Raw genomic sequence first — 19,919 nt, forward strand, 5'->3', positions numbered from 1 at the left:
GTAGCTACTCAACTATGAAGTTTTCTTTGCCGTTTGCGGACAAGTTACCACCAATTCCTCAAAGAGCGATGCCTGCGATTGGCGCGCCAATCATGGTATTGGCTACATTGGCAATGGTTATCTTGCCAATTCCAGCACTCTTGCTCGACTTATTCTTTACCTTCAACATCGCTTTAGCCATGGTTGTCTTGTTGGTGACGGTATACACCCGCAGACCCCTCGACTTTGCAGCATTTCCTACCGTACTGCTGATATCGACACTTTTACGTCTGGCGCTAAACGTAGCGTCAACGCGTGTGGTACTGCTTTATGGCCATGAAGGTTCAGGAGCGGCTGGTAAAGTAATTGAAGCCTTTGGTAGCGTCGTTATTGGTGGTAACTATGCCGTGGGCCTTGTGGTGTTTATGATCTTGATGATCATTAACTTCATGGTTGTGACCAAAGGTGCAGGACGTATCTCTGAAGTAAGCGCACGTTTTACCTTGGACGCTTTACCGGGTAAACAGATGGCGATTGATGCCGACTTAAATGCCGGACTGATTGATCAAGACCAAGCGAGAACGCGTCGTCAAGAAGTGACCAAAGAGGCGGATTTCTACGGCTCGATGGATGGTGCTTCAAAATTCGTAAAAGGTGATGCCATTGCCGGTATCCTGATCCTATTTATCAACATCATCGGTGGTCTATCCATCGGTATGGCCCAGTATGACCTTGGCTTTCAAGATGCACTCCAAATTTACACCCTGTTGACGATTGGTGATGGCTTGGTAGCTCAAATCCCATCGTTATTACTTTCAATCGGTGCGGCGATCATGGTAACTCGCCAAAACACTGATGAAGATATGGGTCAGCAGGTTGTCTTCCAAATGTTCGACAACCCGAAAGCCTTGATGATCACCGCAGCTATTCTTGGCGTAATGGGCTTAGTTCCGGGAATGCCACACTTTGCGTTCTTGTTGTTAGCCATTATTGCTGGTGGCGGTGCTTACTGGATTTACCGCAAGCAGAAGAAAGCAGCAGAGCAACCAGCGACTCCTGCAACGACCGAACAAGAAACGGCGACACCCAAAGAGCTTTCTTGGGATGACGTTCAACCGGTCGATATCATCGGTTTAGAAGTGGGCTATCGACTTATCCCTCTGGTTGATAAAGACCAAGGTGGCGAGTTGTTGGAGCGGGTCAAAGGGGTACGTAAAAAACTATCGCAAGATTTCGGATTCTTAATTCCAGCAGTGCATATCCGCGATAACCTAGAGCTCACACCAAATAGCTATCGTATTACCCTGATGGGGGTGGCAGTCGGTGAAGCCGAAATTCGACCAGATATGGAACTTGCCATTAACCCGGGGCAGGTCTATGGGATGATTGAAGGTGAACCGACAATCGACCCTGCATTTGGCCTTGAAGCGGTTTGGATACGCGAAGAGCAACGTGAGCATGCGCAGGCGCTCGGTTATACCGTGGTCGACTCATCGACGGTACTAGCAACCCACTTAAGCCAGTTGCTGACCAACAATGCTTCACAGCTAATTGGCCATGAAGAAGTGCAAAATCTGCTAGAGATGCTGGGTCGAAGCACACCTAAGTTGGTGGAGAGCTTTGTGCCAGATCAGCTTCAATTGGGTGTGGTAGTGAAAGTGCTGCAAAATCTGCTTAATGAAGCGGTACCAATCCGAGATATCCGAACCATTGTTCAGACCTTGTCCGAGTACTCAAGTAAGAGTCAAGAACCCGACATTCTAACTGCTGCGGTTCGTATCTCGCTTAAACGCTTAATTGTTCAGGAAATCAATGGGATAGAGCCTGAGTTACCAGTAATTACTCTTATTCCTGAGTTGGAACAAATATTGCATCAGACAATGCAGGCTTCTGGCGGGGAATCAGCGGGAATTGAGCCAGGCTTAGCAGAACGACTACAATCATCATTAAGCCAAGCGACTCAAGAGCAAGAGCTAAAAGGTGAACCTGCGGTGCTTCTAACATCTGGTGTGTTACGTTCTACGCTTGCCAAGTTTGTTAAGAACACGATTCCTTCACTAAGAGTTCTCTCTTATCAAGAAGTCCCTGACGAGAAACAAATTCGCATTGTTCAGGCTGTCGGAAACTAAGTCTAATGCGTTGATATACGGTACTTAATTTGAAGATTAAACGATTTTTTGCCAAGGATATGCGCACCGCCTTACTCCAAGTGAAAGGGGAGTTAGGCGATGATGCGGTGATCATGTCAAACAAAAAAGTCGCGGGCGGTGTGGAAATTGTCGCTGCGGTTGATGGTGCTGAAGGAGCAAAACGTCAAAGCAACGGTTATAACTCTAACCCTCGCCACAATAATACTCGCCAGGCACCTGCTAGTATTCCTACTCCGAATCAACGCGCACTGGATGATGACCGTGTGAGCTTGCAATCCCAAGCAGATTCAGGTCGCTCTATGACCAAGCGTTTCGCTAACATGCTTAAACAGTACAGCAATGGCGCAGACGGTTCTGAGCAAGAGCGCGAAGACAACCCTGATTCACTGTCCGCGTTACTCAAAAGGCAGTCGGCGACACGTGACCCATCACGTGAAAACGTCCAAATTAAAGAAGATTCCCCATTAGCGCGTTTAATTGCTGAAGATCGCCGAGTTGAAAGGCCAGCAGCCAAACTCGATCCAACGCGTTATGAGCGTCAACGCCGTGAAGACCCTGCAGTGTCGAATGAAGACCTAGAAGAGATGAAAGAAGAGATGACGTCGATTCGTCAGCTTCTAGAACATCAGGTTTCAGGCTTAATGTGGCAAGAGGTGGAGCGTCGTGAACCATTGCGCGCGATGCTTATCAAGCGCCTAGAGCGTATGGGGGTCTCTTCTGACCTCGCTGATCAGCTCGCCTGTTATATTCCTGAAGATACGCCACCGACAAAAGCATGGAAAGCGCTGCTTGGCTTGGTTTCAGACCAGATCCCTATTTCTCGCCAAGACATCTTAAAACGTGGTGGCGTGGTTGCACTGTTAGGCCCAACAGGAGTGGGTAAAACCACAACGGTTGCGAAACTGGCGGCACGTGCGGCGATGGAGTACGGATCAGACAACGTAGCACTGGTTTCGACGGATACCTATCGTATCGGTGCACACGAGCAATTGGCGATTTACGGAAGAATTATGGGATGTCCTGTAAAAGTCGCTAAAGATTCCAATGAGTTAGCCGATGTAATATATCAATTAAGAAATCGTCGCCTAATTCTGGTTGATACCGCAGGTATGGGACAGCGTGATGTAAGGCTGTCTGAACAATTAGATACGCTTATGCATGAAAGTGGAGAAATGATTCACAGCTACTTGGTTTTGCCTGCAACCGCGCAACGAAAAGTACTGCAAGAGACCATAGATCACTTTAAACGCATACCGCTATCAGGGTGCATTATGACTAAACTGGATGAATCGCTGAGTCTCGGTGAATTTGTCAGTGTCGTTGTACAGAATTCTCTGCCCGTTGCTTACATAGCGAATGGACAACGAGTTCCGGAAGATATTGTAATAGCGCAACCGAAGTACATGGTCGCTAAAGCAAACGAATTATTAGAGAAGTCGACAGATGATGAACCTCACTACTGGAATAGTGAAGCGGAGAGGTTCTAGGCGGCGGACGATTATGACTAAAGATATGATACAAGACCAAGCAAGCGGATTACGCCGCTTAACACAGCCATCATTGACCAAGGTTATTTCTGTAACCGGTGGTAAAGGCGGTGTTGGTAAATCAAACGTAACGTTGGGTATGGCTATCTCAATGGCTCGCCAAGGCAAAAAAGTCATGGTACTAGATGCTGATTTGGGATTGGCAAATGTCGATGTAATGCTCGGTATTCGGCCAAAGCGTAACCTAGGCCATGTGCTCGCAGGCGAATGTGAACTTAAAGATGCGATTGTAGAAGGTCCGCATGGTATTAGGATCATTCCAGCGACGTCGGGAACCCAGTCGATGACCGAGCTATCGCATGCTCAGCATATCGGTTTGATCCGAGCGTTTGGCAGCTTAGAAGATGAAATGGACGTTTTGCTGATTGATACAGCGGCGGGTATTTCAGACATGGTTGTGAGTTTTTCTAGAGCTGCGCAAGATGTTGTTGTCGTAGTTTGTGACGAACCTACGTCAATCACTGATGCATATGCTTTAATTAAACTGTTAAGCAAAGAACATCAGGTGCAACGTTTTAAAATCGTTGCAAATATGGTCAGAAGCTATCGAGAAGGCAGAGAATTGTTCGCAAAGTTGACCTTGGTCACAGAGCGATTCTTGAATGTGAGCCTAGAGCTCGTAGCATGTATTCCGTTGGATGATAAAGTTAGACAATCTGTTAAGAAACAAAAGATTGTTGTAGACGCGTTCCCAAGATCTCCGGCGGCTCTCGCGATTGGTTCCTTAGCGAATAAAGCGCTTACGTGGCCAATTCCGAAAACACCGAGTGGACATCTGGAGTTTTTTGTCGAACGCTTACTCAATAGACCTGAGATTCTAGAGGAACCATTTGGTGAATAAGGCTTTGACCTATGAACAGTATGCGAATCAAGATAGCCAACGAGCGTTTCTAGAGAAATACTCGGTGTTGGTGAAGCGTATTGCTCATCATTTGCTAGGGCGTCTCCCGCCTAGTGTACAAGTAGAAGATCTTATTCAGGCAGGTATGATTGGCCTGCTCGAAGCACAAAAAAACTACGATGGTAGTAAAGGTGCGAGTTTTGAAACATATGCGGGTATTCGCATCAGAGGTGCTATGCTTGACGATATACGTCGAGGAGATTGGGTACCCCGTTCGGTACACAAACATAATCGTGAGGTGAGCCAAGCAATCTCTACTCTCGAAGGTGTACTAAATCGAGATCCTACTGATGCAGAAGTTGCACAGCACCTTGGGATCAGCCTAGAGCAATATCATACAATTTTAACGGATATTAACTGTTCACGTTTAGTTGGAATCGAAGATCTCGGTGTATCAGAAGATGCGATTTCCCCTGAGGATACAGATCAAGAGAATCTTCCATTTCAGGGTGTGGCAGACGAATTTTTCCGAAAAGCGCTAGTAGATTCAATTAAATCGCTTCCAGAACGTGAAGCTCTAGTACTTTCGCTTTATTATGATGAAGAGTTAAACTTAAAAGAAATCGGCGAGGTGATTGGTGTTAGCGAGTCACGCGTTAGCCAAATACTAAGCCAGTCAATGCAGCGTCTACGCACAAAGTTAAGTGCTTGGACAAATAACGAGTAAAAATCACTGATCTCGAACTCAGTGGAGGCAATTTTGAATAAAAACATGAAAATCCTTATTGTTGACGATTTTTCAACAATGCGTCGTATTGTTAAGAACCTACTGCGCGACCTTGGGTTCAACAATACTCAAGAAGCGGATGATGGCTTGACGGCGTTACCTATGCTTAAGAAAGGTGAGTTCGACTTCGTCGTGACAGATTGGAATATGCCAGGCATGCAAGGTATCGACCTTCTAAAGCATATTCGTGCTGACGATGAGCTAAAGCATCTACCTGTTTTGATGATTACTGCTGAAGCGAAACGCGAGCAGATCATTGAAGCGGCTCAAGCAGGCGTTAATGGCTACATTGTCAAACCATTTACTGCTGCAACACTAAAAGAAAAACTAGATAAAATTTTTGAACGTTTATAAGTCAAGGTATTGACTTAAGGCGCTAAAGGCCAATTCAGAATGATTTCATTAGAACAGGCAAAGCAACTCGTAGAGATGTTGGAAGCAGATCAGCAGCAGGAAGCGGATCTTCTTGTGAAAGACATCTACCAAAACAACTCAAATCCAATGTTTCAAGAAATTGGGGAGTTGACTCGTGACTTACATGAGTCAATCAAACATTTCAGCATGGATGACCGCATGAGTGAAATTGCCAATGACGAAATCCCAGATGCAAGGGATCGCCTCCAATACGTCATTGACAAGACTGAGGTTGCCGCCAATAAAACTATGGATGCAGTTGATCGCTGTATGCCTATTGCGGATAACCTCCATGAAGGGCTGCTGCAAGTTCGCCCTCAATGGAATGAGCTTATGCATGGTCGAATTGAACTCGCTGAGTTTAAAGCACTCTGTCACCGCATCGATGATCTACTTGGTGAGGTTGAAGGAGACAGCTCAGAGCTTCGCGGGCAATTGACTGAGATTCTAATGGCTCAAGACTTTCAAGATCTGACCGGTCAAATCATTCGCCGCGTGATTACCTTAGTCGACGAAGTCGAAGGTAGGTTAGTCGAAATACTAACAGCGTTTGGTTCGAGTCAGTTGGAAGAAAGCACGAATAACAAGAACAAAGCATCTACGGATCCTGAAGGTCCGATCCTTAACCCTCAAGAAAGGGATGATGCCGTTTCATCACAAGACGAAGTCGACGACTTACTCTCAAGTCTTGGGTTTTAGAGGTAACATATGAGCTACGATTTAGACGAAGACATCCTACAGGACTTTTTAGTCGAAGCAGGAGAGATATTGGAACTTCTCTCTGAGCAGTTGGTCGAGCTGGAAAACAATCCTGAAGACAAAGATCTCCTCAACGCCATTTTCCGTGGTTTCCACACGGTAAAAGGTGGTGCGGGATTCCTTGCACTCACCGAACTCGTTGACACCTGTCATGGTGCAGAAAACGTGTTCGATATTTTGCGAAATGGACAACGCTCAGTTACTGCAAGTCTAATGGATACCATGCTCCAAGCCTTAGATACGGTTAATGAGCAGTTTAGGGCCGTCCAAGATCGTGAGCCGCTTCCTCAAGCAGAACAATCTCTTTTAGATGAATTACATAGACTTTGTAAGCCAGAATCTGAAGATGAAGCCGTAGCAGATGCCCCAGCCGCTGAAGCGCCTGTGGTGGAAGAACCTGTCATCGAAGAGCCCGCGCCAGTTGAAGCACCTCAAACGGAAGTTTCAGCAGGTTCTATTGATGAAATCACCCAAGACGAATTTGAGAAGTTACTCGATGAACTGCATGGTTCAGGCGCGGCGCCAGGTGCTAGTCAAGCTGCTCCTGAAGCCGTCACGCCACCGCCGGCCGCAGCACCTGCTGCTGACCTCGATATGAGCGGTGATATTACCGATGATGAGTTTGAAAAACTTCTAGATGAACTGCATGGTGCAGGGCAAGGTCCGGGCAAAGGCGATGCCGCGCCAGTGGCTCCATCTGCGCCTGCGGCACCATCTACACCAGCGCCAACGGCTCCTGCAGTCGGTGCTGGCGACAGTGATTTAATGACTGATGAAGAGTTCGAGAAGCTTCTCGATGATCTTCATGGGTCAGGTAAAGGGCCTTCTATTGAAGAGCTAGACGCGGCGACTAAGCCTGCTGCGACTAACCCAACGCCGCCTCCGGCTCCTGAGCCAAAGGCTGCGCCTGCACCAAAACCGGCTCCAGTGGCTAAAGCCGCACCAAAAGAAGAGCCTAAGCCGCCAGCGAAGAAAGAAGCCGCTGTCCCGGCAGCGCAAGCTAAGAAGCCGCAAGCAGAAGCGACGGTACGTGTTGATACTTCAACACTTGATACCATCATGAACATGGTTGGTGAGCTTGTACTGGTTCGAAATCGACTGCTTAGCCTAGGGTTAAACAGCAACGATGAAGAAATGTCGAAAGCGGTCGCTAACCTCGATGTTGTTACTGCGGACCTTCAAGGCGCGGTAATGAAAACGCGTATGCAGCCAATCAAAAAGGTATTTGGCCGTTTCCCTCGCGTTGTTCGAGACTTAGCACGTAGCTTGAAAAAAGACATTAACCTTGAAATGCGCGGTGAAGATACCGACCTAGACAAAAACTTGGTTGAAGCGCTTGCCGATCCATTGATTCACTTAGTTCGTAACTCGGTTGACCATGGTATTGAAATGCCTGACGCTCGTGTCGCAGCAGGAAAATCCAAAACGGGTAAAGTGATACTTTCTGCTTCGCAAGAAGGTGACCATATTGAACTTGCCATTGTCGATGATGGTGGCGGTATGGACCCAGACAAGCTTCGTGGTATTGCGGTTAAACGCGGTATCATGGACGAAGACGCGGCTTCCCGATTAACAGACAAAGAGTGTTTCAACCTGATCTTTATGCCTGGTTTCTCTAGTAAAGAGCAAATTTCAGACATCTCTGGTCGTGGTGTTGGTATGGACGTTGTTAAGACAGCGATCAACACGCTAAACGGTTCAATCGATATTGACTCTGAAATGGGTAAAGGCACCAAGATAACCATCAAGGTACCACTAACGCTCGCGATTTTGCCAACACTTATGGTTGGTGTAGCGGGGCACCCATTTGCGCTTCCATTGGCAAGTGTGAACGAGATTTTCCACTTAGACTTGAGCCGTACTAACGTAGTTGATGGTCAGCTGACCATTATCGTACGTGAAAAATCGATTCCACTGTTCTATCTACAAAACTGGCTAGCGCCTCAAGCAGGTCAAGTCGAGTTACGTAAAGGACATGGTCACGTCGTGATTGTGCAAATCGGCAGCCAACGTGTTGGTTTTGTCGTCGATACACTCATTGGGCAAGAAGAGGTGGTGATCAAGCCATTAGATAACTTGCTACAAGGTACACCAGGTATGGCTGGTGCAACCATTACCAGTGATGGCCACATCGCACTGATACTAGATGTGCCAGATTTGCTTAAGCAGTATGCCGCTGCTTCTCGAATCTAAATCGCGAAATATAGAAGGACAAATATGGCGATCAAAGTATTAGTTGTCGATGATTCGAGTTTTTTCCGCCGCCGAGTGAGCGAAATCATTAACTCTGAAGCGCGATTAGAAGTTATTGATGTTGCGACTAACGGTAAAGAAGCGGTAGATAAAGCCCTGCGTATCAAGCCTGATGTCATCACCATGGATATTGAAATGCCGGTTATGGACGGCATTACCGCAGTTCGCGAAATCATGGCAAAAAGCCCTGTGCCTATCTTGATGTTTTCTTCGCTTACCCATGATGGGGCGAAGGCAACATTAGATGCGCTCGATGCAGGTGCGTTGGACTTTTTGCCAAAGAAATTTGAAGATATCGCGCGTAATCGCGATGAGGCTGTAACCTTACTTCAGCAGCGCGTGATTCAAATTGCATCAAAGCGTGCAATGATGCGCCGCAGTATGCCAAAACCTGCGGCACCAAGTCGTCCAGCATCACAACCAGCGACAACTCGCTCGTCTCTTCGTCCGGCGCCAGCGGCTCCTACTGCTAAGCCTACGGTAGCCACACGTTTTAAATCGAGTGGTAAAAAGTATCAACTGACCGCTATTGGCACCTCTACCGGTGGGCCAGTAGCGCTACAGAAAATTCTCACTAAGTTACCTGCAAACTACCCTCATCCGATCGTGCTTATTCAGCATATGCCAGCTACATTTACGGCGGCATTCGCAAGTCGATTAAATTCCTTGTGTAAGATTCAGGTTAAGGAAGCGGCTGATGGTGATCCATTGAAACCTGGCGTGGCTTATTTAGCTCCGGGTGGCAAGCAGATGATGATTGAAGGTCGTCCCGGTTCGGCAAAACTGCGCATTATTGATGGCGGCGAACGCATGAATTACAAGCCGTGTGTTGATGTTACTTTTGGTAGTGCAGCGAAAATCTATTCTGATCAAGTCTTGTCAATGGTACTGACCGGAATGGGCGCAGATGGTCGAGAAGGGGCACGTATGCTCAAAGGTGCCGGCTCAACGATATGGGCTCAAGACGAAGAAAGCTGTGTTGTTTATGGCATGCCACAAGCAGTCGCAAAAGCGGGGATCTCAACAGAGGATCTGCCGTTAGACAGAATTGCTGAACGTATGTTAGTCGAAGTCGGTCTAGCATAGAGGTAAACCATGATTGTTTGGAGCATCGCAAACCAAAAAGGTGGGGTTGGAAAAACCACCACAACGATTACTTTAGCTGGATTGCTAAGTAAGCAAGGTAAGCGTGTTTTATTGGTGGACACAGACCCTCATGCTTCGTTGACGACTTATCTCGGCTATGACTCTGACAATGTACCATCGAGTTTATTCGATCTTTTCCAGCTTAAGGAATATACCGAGCAAACCGTGATGCCGCTTGTGATGCAATCTGATATCGAAGGGATTGATTTGATCCCTGCGCATATGTCACTGGCGACACTAGACAGAGTGATGGGCAACCGAAGTGGTATGGGATTAATTCTCAAACGTGCGTTGATGGCGATTAAACAGCGCTACGATTATGTTTTGATCGATTGTCCACCTATTCTTGGCGTAATGATGGTCAACGCGTTGGCTGCAAGCGACCGAATTTTGATTCCAGTGCAGACAGAATTCTTGGCGATGAAAGGTCTTGAGCGAATGATCCGCACCTTGGCTATCATGCAGAAGTCTCGTAATAAATCGTTCAATGTCACGATCGTTCCGACGATGTACGATAAGCGAACAAGAGCGTCATTGCAGACCTTACAACAGCTTAAGAAAGATTATCCTAATCAGGTGTGGTCATCTGCGGTACCAATCGACACTAAATTTAGAGATGCAAGTTTAAAACATTTACCTGTATCTCATTTTGCGTCGGGTAGCCGAGGCGTCTTCGCTTATAAGCAGTTGTTGATTTATCTAGAGAGGTTAGCGATAGATGACTAACCAATCTTTGCTTTCAAGTGAACAAGCGTTAGATGATTACTTCTCTGCTTTGTTAGAGGAGTCACTTGAAGCTGAAGTCAACGACCTTGAGCAAGATCAAGTTCCTGAATTGGAGTTGGTTGCTGAAGCTCACGACGAACATGAGTTAGAACCTATGGTTCAATCCGTCGCTGAGAAGAGCTATTACCAAGCACCAACAACAGAGATTGAAGTACCCAATTTAGAAGATGTTGAGCGTCTTCTAGAGCAGTTAGAAAGCACTAACCCAGTTGCAGAGCTTGAACTGGAAGAGGTGATGGAGCAAAACACAGCTGATATTGCTCAAGTTCAGACTCAAACTGCCGTTGAAGAGATACAAGACTGGGTAGTTGAAGAACCTGAAATATTGGTCGAAGAGCCCGAGCTTAAGGTTGAAGTTCCCGAGCTTGATGAAGTCATCACTGAACCAGCGATTGCTGAGCCTGAAGTAGAAATTGATACCAGCATCGAAACCGAGCCAAGTCTAGAGACTCAAACTGGTGGCAGCGATATTGGCATTTGGCACTCAACGCAAAGAGATGTCGAGTTTCAAGTGCTCTATTTTGATGTCAATAGCGTGACGTTTGCCGTCCCGCTTGATGAGCTTGGTGGTATCCATAGAATCGCCGAGCTAAACCATTTAATTGGTCGACCTGATTGGTACTTAGGTTTACAAACCAGTCGTGAAGCTCAGCTTGATGTCGTTGACACCGCTAAGTGGGTGATGGCAGAGAAGCTGCAAGATGACAGTTACAAAGAGCAGTACCAGTATATTGTCATGTTAGGTGCAAGTATGTGGGGCTTGGCTTCCACGCAGCTAATGGGTACTGAAGCATTAAATCCAGAAATGGTACGCTGGCGAGAAACGGCAGGGAAACGCCCTTGGCTTGCTGGTATGGTAAAAGAAAAAATGTGTGCTTTGATCCACGTTGAAGCATTGATAGCTATGCTTAATGCAGGACTTGATGTTAAAGCATTAGATAAATAGAACATTTGTGCCGATTTTGGCTTAGAGAGGATAAGGTATGTCTCAAACAAATGAAGTAGAAGTAAGAAAAGAGCAGTCGAACGACGAAGTGCTTCAGTGGGTGACGTTCCAGCTAGAAGAAGAAACTTATGGCATCAATGTAATGCAGGTTCGCGAAGTACTTCGTTACACTGAAATTGCGCCAGTTCCTGGAGCTCCTGACTACGTACTCGGTATCATCAACCTGCGTGGTAATGTCGTGACGGTTATCGATACACGCTCGCGCTTTGGTTTGATGGAAGGTGAAATCACTGATAATACTCGTATCATCGTGATTGAGTCTGAACATCAAGTGATCGGTATCCTAGTTGATAGCGTTGCAGAAGTGGTTTACCTACGTTCATCAGAGATCGATACCACACCGAGTGTGGGTACCGACGAGAGTGCTAAGTTTATCCAAGGTGTTAGTAACCGTGATGGTAAGCTACTTATCTTGGTTGACCTTAACAAGCTACTGACTGATGAAGAGTGGGATGAGATGGCTCACCTATAATGGACAGTAGTTGGATGACCAGTGCTCCAGTTATCGCTGGAGCAGTCGCGTTAGTTTTTTTGTTTATCTGCTTAGCCTTGTTTCGACTCAAACGAGGTCAGATCCGTTCAGCAGAGCATTTACGCCAACAAAACCGTCATCTAGACAAAGAGCTACAAAAAGCGAATAAACAATTACTTGAAGTACGCTCAGTGGTTGTTGGGCTTGGTCAAAAGGTCAGTGAGCAGCAAGATATCATTCAGCATTTAAATGAGCGCATTACAGAACTAGAACAAGCTGATAGTGATGGTCGCCTTTACTCAAGGGCAAGTAAGATGGTTCAGCTAGGTGCTGACGTCAACGAGCTTATTCAAGAGTGCGAGTTACCTAAAGCTGAAGCTGAGCTGATGATGTCTTTGCAAAACAAAATCTCTGGTAAAGAGAAAGTCCCTCCTCTAGAAACTCGTCCTCCGCAGCAAAAATTTGCTGCAAAAAAACGAAGTGCCAAAAGATAGGTTGCTTAAAAAGTGTCTTCGGACACTTTTTTTATTTTTGAATGTAACCATTTAGTGGTAGTTAATAAGATTTATGTTTGAATATTAACAGATTCTTACTTAGTTTCGTGATTCGTATAGGTCTAATTCTATTTTGTGGTTAAAAGGCTGTGGTAAGATACTAGCTCGAAGTTTATCTAGTGATAGCAAATGTTAGAAGTATCTCAACTGACAGCAATAAGAGATGAAAGAATTCTCTTTGAATCCCTTTCTTTTACTATAGATTCTGGTGAATTAGTTCAAGTCGAAGGACGTAACGGAACAGGTAAAACCACGCTACTACGCATCATCACTGGGCTTGGTGACCGCGACAATGGCGAGATCTACTGGAACGGTGAGAACATTGAGTCCAACCGAGATGCTTTCCACCAAGACCTTTTATTCCTTGGTCATCAAACTGGTGTGAAACGTGAGCTTACCGCTTATGAAAATTTGCGTTTCTATTTAAGCATCCATTCACGTAAGCCTGTCGACAAACAAACCATTTATAACGCATTGACTAAGGTAGGGCTTGCAGGTCGTGAAGACGTACCCGTGGCTCAGTTATCTGCGGGGCAGCAGCGTCGAGTCGCTTTAGCACGTTTGTGGCTAAGTGATCACAAATTGTGGATTCTTGATGAGCCTTTGACTGCAATTGATAAGCAAGGTGTGAAAGTACTTGAGTCGCTGTTTCTTCAGCATGCAGAAAACGGTGGCATTGTCATGCTTACCACGCACCAAGATATGTTTGCGGATAACCCTAAACTCAGAAAAATTAAACTAGGTAACTAATCATGCTCGGCACCATAAATAGTATTATAAGACGCGAGCTGCTGATTGCCTTTCGTCGTCAAGCCGATATTTTTAACCCTCTGTGGTTTTTTATTATTGTTATTACGCTGTTTCCATTAAGTATCGGTCCAGAGCCCAACTTGCTGGCTAGAATCGCAGCAGGGATTGTTTGGGTTGCAGCGTTACTCTCTGCTTTATTGTCTCTTGAACGTCTGTTCCGTGACGATTTTCAAGATGGCGCATTGGAGCAGATGATGCTTATGCCTGTCCCTTTGCCGATTGTGGTCATTTCAAAAGTGATTGCGCACTGGCTTTTGACAGGTTTGCCATTGATTCTGATAAGCCCACTGTTGTCCATATTGCTGTCTTTAGACTTCAATACTTGGTTAGCCGTGGTATTGACGCTACTTGTTGGCACGCCAACACTCAGCTTTATTGGTGCTATTGGTGTTGCGCTGACAGTAGGGTTGCAAAAAGGGGGCGTGTTGCTTAGTTTGCTCGTTTTACCGCTATATATCCCAATTTTGATTTTTGCGACGTCGGCGATTGATGCTGCGTCACTGGGGATGGCGTATAACGGACAGTTAGCAATTCTCGGCGCTATGTTTATGGGGGCAATGACCCTCACGCCGTTTGCAATAAGTGCTGCACTGCGAGTAAGTGTCAATTAGTTGTTTTTGATCAAGCACGAAAATTCCCCTTTCTATAAATTACAAAACTAATAATTGTTTAACGAAAAAGTTAAACGAACTTGAAGTAAGAGTGAGAACGACGATGTGGAAATGGCTCCATCCTTATGCCAAGCCCGAATCAGCCTACCAGCTTTGCGGTAAGCTTTTGCCCTGGTTCTCTGTACTGGCGCTGGTGTGTTTAACCGTCGGCACAGTATGGGGGTTAGCTTTCGCACCTTCTGATTATCAGCAAGGTGATAGCTTTCGAATCATCTATATTCATGTGCCTTCTGCTATTTGGTCTATGGGCGTTTATATGTCTATGGCTATCGCAGCTTTCATTGGTATCGTCTGGCAAGTTCGTTTGTCAGATATGGCAGCGTCTGCCATGGCACCTATTGGTGCGGTCTACACCTTTATTGCGCTACTAACTGGCGCGATCTGGGGTAAACCAATGTGGGGTACATGGTGGGTATGGGATGCGCGTTTAACTTCTGAACTTATTCTTCTTTTCCTCTACTTGGGTGTTATTGCTCTTTACCATGCGTTTGATGACCAAAAAACAGCAGCAAAAGCGGCGGGTATTTTGGCAATCGTCGGTGTGGTGAACTTACCTATCATTCACTTCTCTGTAGAGTGGTGGAATACCCTTCACCAAGGCGCAACCATTACTAAGTTTGAGAAACCATCTATCTCAAGCAATATGTTGTGGCCTTTGCTACTGAACATTTTTGGCTTCGCTTTCTTCTTTGCTTCCGTCACCATGATTCGTTTCCGTAACGAAATTATTAGCAAAGAGAGCCATCGCCCTTGGGTGATCAAGTTAGCAGCAGATAAGTCTCAGAGAGGGAGTTAAACATGCATTTTGAATCTTTGAGTGATTTCTTTGCCATGGGCGGCTATGCCGGTTATGTCTGGACAGCATTTGGTGTCACGTTCGGTGTGATGATTGTCTTGTTGGTATTGAGTGTGAGAAGAGGTCAATCTCTCCTCGGCGAAGTACAAGCGAAAATAGACAGACAAGCGCGAATTGATGCGGCGAAAAATTTGGAGAACACATTATGAACCCAAGACGTAAAAAGAGGCTCGGCATTGTTCTTGCGATCTTTATCGGTATCAGTGCCACAATTGGTTTGATGCTGTATGCATTGAACCAGAACATGGACCTTTTCTACACCCCGACAGAGCTTGTTAACGGTAAACCGGATGGGACTAAACCTGAAGTCGGTCAGCGCCTTCGCATTGGTGGCATGGTTGTGGTTGGTTCCGTTAAGCGTGACTCTGAGTCTCTACGTGTATCGTTCGATCTACATGATGTCGGTCCAACAGTAACGATTGTTTACGACGGCATTCTTCCAGATTTGTTCCGTGAAGGGCAGGGTATTGTTGCTCAGGGCGTTTTAAAAGATGCGACAACAGTAGAAGCTTTTGAAGTATTGGCTAAGCACGATGAAGAGTACATGCCGCCAGAAATCGCAGAAGCAATGAAGAAAACCCATGAACCATTGCAATACACAGAACAACAAAAACAAGGAAGCGGTCAATGATTGCTGAAATTGGTCACTTTGCACTGATCATCTCACTGGCATTAGCGGTACTGCTAAGTATTCTGCCTTTGGTTGGTGCGTCTAAAAACAACACTTTACTTATGAATAGCGCCAGACCTTTGTCTTGGGGCATGTTCTTGCTACTTGCCGTTTCATTTGCAATTTTGCTATGGGCTTTCTATACCAACGATTTCACGCTTAACTATGTTGCGAGTAACTCGAACAGCCAGTTGCCGTGGTATTACCGTCTAACCGCGGTCTGGGGCGCGCATGAAGGCTCATTGCTACTTTGGGTATTGATCCAAGCAGCATGGACGGTCGCGGTTGCGACGTTCAGTCGTGGTATGCCACAAGAATCGGTTGCACGTGTACTTGCAGTTATGGGCATGATCACAGTGGGGTTCCTACTGTTTATCATTCTAACCTCGAACCCATTCCTGCGTACTTTACCGTTCTTCCCGGTTGATGGTCGCGATCTAAACCCACTGCTTCAAGATCCGGGCTTAATCATCCACCCGCCAATGCTGTACATGGGTTATGTTGGCTTCTCGGTTGCTTTCTCATTTGCGATTGCTTCTCTGATGACAGGTCGTTTAGATACTGCATGGGCACGCTGGTCTCGTCCTTGGACAACCGCAGCTTGGCTATTCCTAACCTTAGGTATCGCGCTTGGTTCTTGGTGGGCGTATTACGAGCTTGGCTGGGGTGGCTGGTGGTTCTGGGATCCAGTAGAAAACGCCTCATTTATGCCTTGGCTTGCGGGTACCGCTTTGATGCACTCATTAGCGGTTACCGAAAAACGCGGTACATTTAAAGCGTGGACAGTATTATTAGCTATCTCTGCATTCTCGCTGAGTTTGTTAGGCACCTTCTTGGTACGTTCAGGTATTTTAGTATCGGTACACGCGTTTGCTTCCGATCCATCGCGAGGCATGTTTATCCTTGGCTTCCTAGTCTTTGTTATTGGCGGCTCATTACTTCTATTCGCACTAAAAGGTGCATCGGTAAGAGTACGTGGTAATTTTGACCTCGTGTCACGTGAAAACGCATTGTTGGCTAACAATGTTCTGTTGATTGCTGCGCTTGTGGTGGTGCTAGTTGGTACACTTCTACCTCTTGTACACAAGCAGATTGGTTTAGGCTCCGTATCCATCGGTGCGCCATTCTTTGACATGCTATTCGCGTGGTTGATGATCCCATTTGCATTCCTATTGGGCATCGGTCCGCTTATCCGTTGGAAGCGTGACAACCTATCAGCGCTTAAGAAGCCAATGCTAATTTCAGGGATTATCTCACTGGTACTAGCCGGTGTGTTTGTGACTATCTTCTCTGAACACTTCCTATTTATGGCTTACCTAGGCTGGCTAATGTCACTGTGGATCATCTGCTTACACGCTTTCGAATTGTACGAGCGTGCGACCCACCGTCATCCATTTATGGAAGGTGTTAAAAAGCTACAACGCAGTCACTGGGCAATGATGTTAGGCCATCTTGGTTTAGCGGTGAGTGTTATCGGTATTGCGATGGTGCAAAATTACAGCATCGAGCGTGATGTTCGTTTAGCGCCAGGTGAACATATCCAGATTCAAGGCTACGATTTCCACTTTGAAGGTCTTCGTGACAAAGATGGTCCAAACTATGATGGTTACATCGCGGACTTTAAGATCACGCGAGAGGGTAAATACATCAACACTCTGCATGCAGAGAAACGTTTCTACACCACAGCGCGTTCTATGATGACGGAAGCGGCCATTGATCGTGGTGTCACTCGTGACCTATACATCGCAATGGGTGAGCGTCTTGATGACAACAAATCATGGGCGGTGCGTATTTACCACAAACCGTTTGTTCGCTGGATTTGGGCTGGGTCATTGTTGATGGCACTAGGTGGTGCAATCGCAATCAGTGACAAGCGCTATCGCTTTAGAAAAAGTGCTAAGAAGCAGGAGGCATAATGAATAAGAAGTTTTTATTTATCCCCTTAGTGGCATTTTTGGGCTTGGTCGCAGTTTTTGCGACCCAGCTAGTTAAAAACCAACATGGCGACGATCCAACGAAACTTGAGTCGGTGTTAGTAGGTAAAGAGGTTCCAGAGTTTCGTTTAGAAGACTTAGCCGAACCGGGTAAGCTTTACGATCAAGCGATCTTTAAAGGTGAGCCGCTATTACTTAACGTATGGGCGACTTGGTGTCCGACGTGTTATGCCGAGCACCAATACTTAAATGAACTGGCAGACCAAGGCGTCAAAATCATCGGCTTGAACTACAAAGATCAACGCGATAAAGCCGTTGGTTGGTTGACCGATCTTGGTAACCCTTACCTGATTAGTTTGTTCGATGGCAATGGCATGTTAGGCCTAGACTTGGGTGTTTATGGCGCGCCAGAGACCTTCCTTATCGATGCCAATGGTATTATTCGTTACCGTCACGTCGGTGATGTTAATGATCGCAACTGGAATGAAACGCTTAAGCCGATGTACGAAGCGATGCTAGCGGAGGCGAAATCATGAAGAAATGGATGATTGCGTTAGTGGCAAGCTTAAGCTTTGTAATGTCAGCGCATGCAGCGATCGAAATTCACGAGTTCGATTCTTTAGAGCAAGAGCTTCAGTTTAAAGAGCTCGGCGATACACTGCGTTGCCCTAAGTGTCAGAACAACACCATTGCTGATTCCAACGCTGAACTTGCGGTTGATTTACGCCAGAAAGTCTACGAAATGACTAAAGAGGGTAAATCTAAGCAAGAGATCATTGATTATATGATTGCTCGCTACGGCAACTTCGTTACCTATAATCCACCATTCACGATTGCGACGTCTATCTTATGGATTGGTCCGATTGCCGTCGTGCTATTTGGGTTTGGATTTATCCTAGTTCGTAGTCGCAAACGCAAAGTAGACGTTACAGAAGACGACGAACAGCAGTGGGATTCAGAAAAAGAAGCACGTCTAAAAGCGTTGCTTGATGAAAAGAATGATGGAGATAAGCAGTAATGACACTATTTTGGATAGCTTCTGTCATTCTAGTTGCGGTGAGCGTTTTGCTGATTGCACTACCTTTTATCAAGAAGAAATCAAACAACGATGAGCAGCTTCGTGACGAACTCAATAAGGCGTTTTACAAAGACCGCTTAGAAGAGTTAGAAGAAGAGACAGATGAGGGCTTAGTTGAAGACCAACAAGAGTTGATCGAAGATCTTAAACAGTCGCTGCTTGATGATATTCCAAGCCAAGAGAAGCAAAAACAAGAGAGCAGCATCTCTGCAATGGCAGTGCTTGTTCCTTCAACGCTATTGGTCATTGGTCTGTCGTATGGCTTGTACTTCAAGTTTGGCGCGTCTGAAGATGTGCAGCAGTGGCAAGAAGTTAGTGCTAACTTACCTGCGTTATCTAAAAAGCTAATGTCACCAGATGGGACGGCTCTTAGTGATGATGAAATGCAGGATCTTACTCTGGCGTTACGTACACGTCTTCACTATCAACCAGATGATTCAACTGGCTGGCTATTACTAGGTCGTATTGCATTGGCTAACCGCGATGTCGGCACAGCAGTGGGTGCGATGAAGAAGGCATACAACCTTGAGTCGGACAATCCTGATGTGATGTTGGGCTATGCTCAGGCGCTAATGCTATCGCAAGACGATACCGATCAAGATAAGGCTCGCCGTTTATTAGGTCAGCTAGTACAGCAAGATTATGTTGATTTGCGAGTATTCTCACTTTTGGCATTTGATGCGTATGAGCGAAAAGATTATCCTGCAGCGGTCCGTTACTGGAGCGTTATGCAGCAAATGATTGGCCCGCAGGATAGCCGTTACGAAATGCTATCGAGAAGTATCGAGAACGCACAGAAGCAAATGGGTCAGCAAGTCGGCACAGGTAAATCTGTATCGGTAAGCATCACACTCGGTGATGCGGTTAACGCTGATCCTAACTCTTCTCTGATTGTTTCGGTTCATACTGCTGATGGTTCGCCAATGCCAGTAGCGGCAGCAAGATACCCGCTAGGAACTTTCCCACGTACCGTTGTCTTAGATGATGGCAATAGCATGATAGAAGATAGAAAGCTCTCTTCACTTGAATCTTTGATGGTGCGCGTACGTATAGATAGTGATGGCAACGTTGCAACCAAACAAGGGGACTGGTTTGGTGAGAGCGAAGCCGTTAGAATGGGCGAACCAGTTGAAGTTATGATTGATAGTCAATATTAATAGTTATTGATTATGAGTTGACGAAGGCCGGTAACATTACCGGCCTTTT

Annotated in this window: 21 protein-coding genes; all 21 read left to right on the forward strand. The window is 46.1% G+C overall.

From position 1 onward, the window contains the following. Window positions 1–14: 14 nt before the first annotated feature. Window positions 15–2,108: a flagellar biosynthesis protein FlhA gene (gene flhA, locus LYZ37_RS04475; protein WP_272786669.1), complete on the forward strand. Its 2,094-nt coding sequence runs from the start codon at window positions 15–17 to the stop codon at window positions 2,106–2,108. Between the two features lie 29 nt (window positions 2,109–2,137). Then, window positions 2,138–3,616, forward strand: coding sequence for a flagellar biosynthesis protein FlhF (gene flhF / locus LYZ37_RS04480; protein ID WP_272786670.1), 1,479 nt, complete (start codon window positions 2,138–2,140; stop codon window positions 3,614–3,616). A gap of 13 nt (window positions 3,617–3,629) precedes the next feature. Next, window positions 3,630–4,517, forward strand: a complete 888-nt coding sequence (locus LYZ37_RS04485; RefSeq protein WP_272786671.1) for a MinD/ParA family protein — start codon at window positions 3,630–3,632, stop codon at window positions 4,515–4,517. After that, window positions 4,510–5,244 (forward strand): RNA polymerase sigma factor FliA, encoded by a 735-nt coding sequence (locus LYZ37_RS04490; protein ID WP_272786672.1) that lies wholly within the window; start codon window positions 4,510–4,512, stop codon window positions 5,242–5,244. The genes LYZ37_RS04485 and LYZ37_RS04490 overlap by 8 nt, the downstream gene beginning before the upstream one ends. 45 nt (window positions 5,245–5,289) lie before the next feature. Then, window positions 5,290–5,658 carry a chemotaxis response regulator CheY gene (gene cheY, locus LYZ37_RS04495; RefSeq protein WP_006879571.1) on the forward strand — a complete coding sequence of 123 codons (369 nt, stop codon included), beginning with the start codon at window positions 5,290–5,292 and terminating at the stop codon, window positions 5,656–5,658. 39 nt (window positions 5,659–5,697) lie between these two features. Beyond that, the gene (locus tag LYZ37_RS04500; RefSeq protein ID WP_272786673.1) at window positions 5,698–6,417 is read left to right on the forward strand and encodes a protein phosphatase CheZ; all 720 of its coding nucleotides are present in this window, start codon (window positions 5,698–5,700) and stop codon (window positions 6,415–6,417) included. A 9-nt stretch (window positions 6,418–6,426) separates the two neighbouring features. Then, window positions 6,427–8,670, forward strand: coding sequence for a chemotaxis protein CheA (locus LYZ37_RS04505; RefSeq protein WP_272786674.1), 2,244 nt, complete (start codon window positions 6,427–6,429; stop codon window positions 8,668–8,670). Window positions 8,671–8,694: 24 nt separating this feature from the next. After that, window positions 8,695–9,816 (forward strand): protein-glutamate methylesterase/protein-glutamine glutaminase, encoded by a 1,122-nt coding sequence (locus LYZ37_RS04510; RefSeq protein WP_171322517.1) that lies wholly within the window; start codon window positions 8,695–8,697, stop codon window positions 9,814–9,816. Window positions 9,817–9,825: 9 nt separating this feature from the next. Then, complete coding sequence (locus LYZ37_RS04515) at window positions 9,826–10,602, forward strand: ParA family protein (RefSeq protein ID WP_171322519.1); 777 nt, start codon at window positions 9,826–9,828, stop codon at window positions 10,600–10,602. Continuing rightward, window positions 10,595–11,608, forward strand: a complete 1,014-nt coding sequence (locus LYZ37_RS04520; RefSeq protein ID WP_272786675.1) for a chemotaxis protein CheW — start codon at window positions 10,595–10,597, stop codon at window positions 11,606–11,608. The genes LYZ37_RS04515 and LYZ37_RS04520 overlap by 8 nt, the downstream gene beginning before the upstream one ends. A 37-nt stretch (window positions 11,609–11,645) precedes the next feature. Then, on the forward strand, window positions 11,646–12,140 hold the full coding sequence (locus LYZ37_RS04525) for a chemotaxis protein CheW (protein WP_004413313.1): 495 nt from the start codon (window positions 11,646–11,648) through the stop codon (window positions 12,138–12,140). Beyond that, entirely contained in the window at window positions 12,140–12,634 is a 495-nt protein-coding gene (locus tag LYZ37_RS04530) for a DUF2802 domain-containing protein (RefSeq protein ID WP_272786676.1), read from the forward strand. The genes LYZ37_RS04525 and LYZ37_RS04530 overlap by 1 nt, the downstream gene beginning before the upstream one ends. Before the next feature lie 189 nt (window positions 12,635–12,823). Beyond that, window positions 12,824–13,444: a cytochrome c biogenesis heme-transporting ATPase CcmA gene (gene ccmA / locus LYZ37_RS04535; protein WP_004748645.1), complete on the forward strand. Its 621-nt coding sequence runs from the start codon at window positions 12,824–12,826 to the stop codon at window positions 13,442–13,444. A gap of 2 nt (window positions 13,445–13,446) precedes the next feature. After that, window positions 13,447–14,115, forward strand: a complete 669-nt coding sequence (gene ccmB, locus LYZ37_RS04540) for a heme exporter protein CcmB (protein WP_272786677.1) — start codon at window positions 13,447–13,449, stop codon at window positions 14,113–14,115. 103 nt (window positions 14,116–14,218) lie between these two features. Continuing rightward, window positions 14,219–14,971, forward strand: coding sequence for a heme ABC transporter permease (locus tag LYZ37_RS04545; RefSeq protein ID WP_004748647.1), 753 nt, complete (start codon window positions 14,219–14,221; stop codon window positions 14,969–14,971). 2 nt (window positions 14,972–14,973) lie between these two features. Next, entirely contained in the window at window positions 14,974–15,180 is a 207-nt protein-coding gene (gene ccmD, locus LYZ37_RS04550) for a heme exporter protein CcmD (RefSeq protein WP_004748648.1), read from the forward strand. Next, window positions 15,177–15,662, forward strand: a complete 486-nt coding sequence (gene ccmE, locus LYZ37_RS04555) for a cytochrome c maturation protein CcmE (RefSeq protein WP_171322526.1) — start codon at window positions 15,177–15,179, stop codon at window positions 15,660–15,662. The genes ccmD and ccmE overlap by 4 nt, the downstream gene beginning before the upstream one ends. Continuing rightward, entirely contained in the window at window positions 15,659–17,617 is a 1,959-nt protein-coding gene (locus tag LYZ37_RS04560; protein WP_272786678.1) for a heme lyase CcmF/NrfE family subunit, read from the forward strand. Before ccmE ends, LYZ37_RS04560 begins: the two co-directional genes overlap by 4 nt. After that, entirely contained in the window at window positions 17,617–18,171 is a 555-nt protein-coding gene (locus tag LYZ37_RS04565) for a DsbE family thiol:disulfide interchange protein (protein WP_004748651.1), read from the forward strand. The genes LYZ37_RS04560 and LYZ37_RS04565 overlap by 1 nt, the downstream gene beginning before the upstream one ends. Next, window positions 18,168–18,653 (forward strand): cytochrome c-type biogenesis protein, encoded by a 486-nt coding sequence (locus LYZ37_RS04570; RefSeq protein WP_272786679.1) that lies wholly within the window; start codon window positions 18,168–18,170, stop codon window positions 18,651–18,653. Before LYZ37_RS04565 ends, LYZ37_RS04570 begins: the two co-directional genes overlap by 4 nt. Next, a complete protein-coding gene (gene ccmI, locus LYZ37_RS04575; protein WP_272786680.1) occupies window positions 18,653–19,870 on the forward strand; it encodes a c-type cytochrome biogenesis protein CcmI in 1,218 nt (405 codons plus the stop codon). The genes LYZ37_RS04570 and ccmI overlap by 1 nt, the downstream gene beginning before the upstream one ends. Window positions 19,871–19,919: the final 49 nt, after the last annotated feature.

Source organism: Vibrio tubiashii (assembly GCF_028551255.1).
GTDB classification, from domain to species: domain Bacteria; phylum Pseudomonadota; class Gammaproteobacteria; order Enterobacterales; family Vibrionaceae; genus Vibrio; species Vibrio tubiashii_B.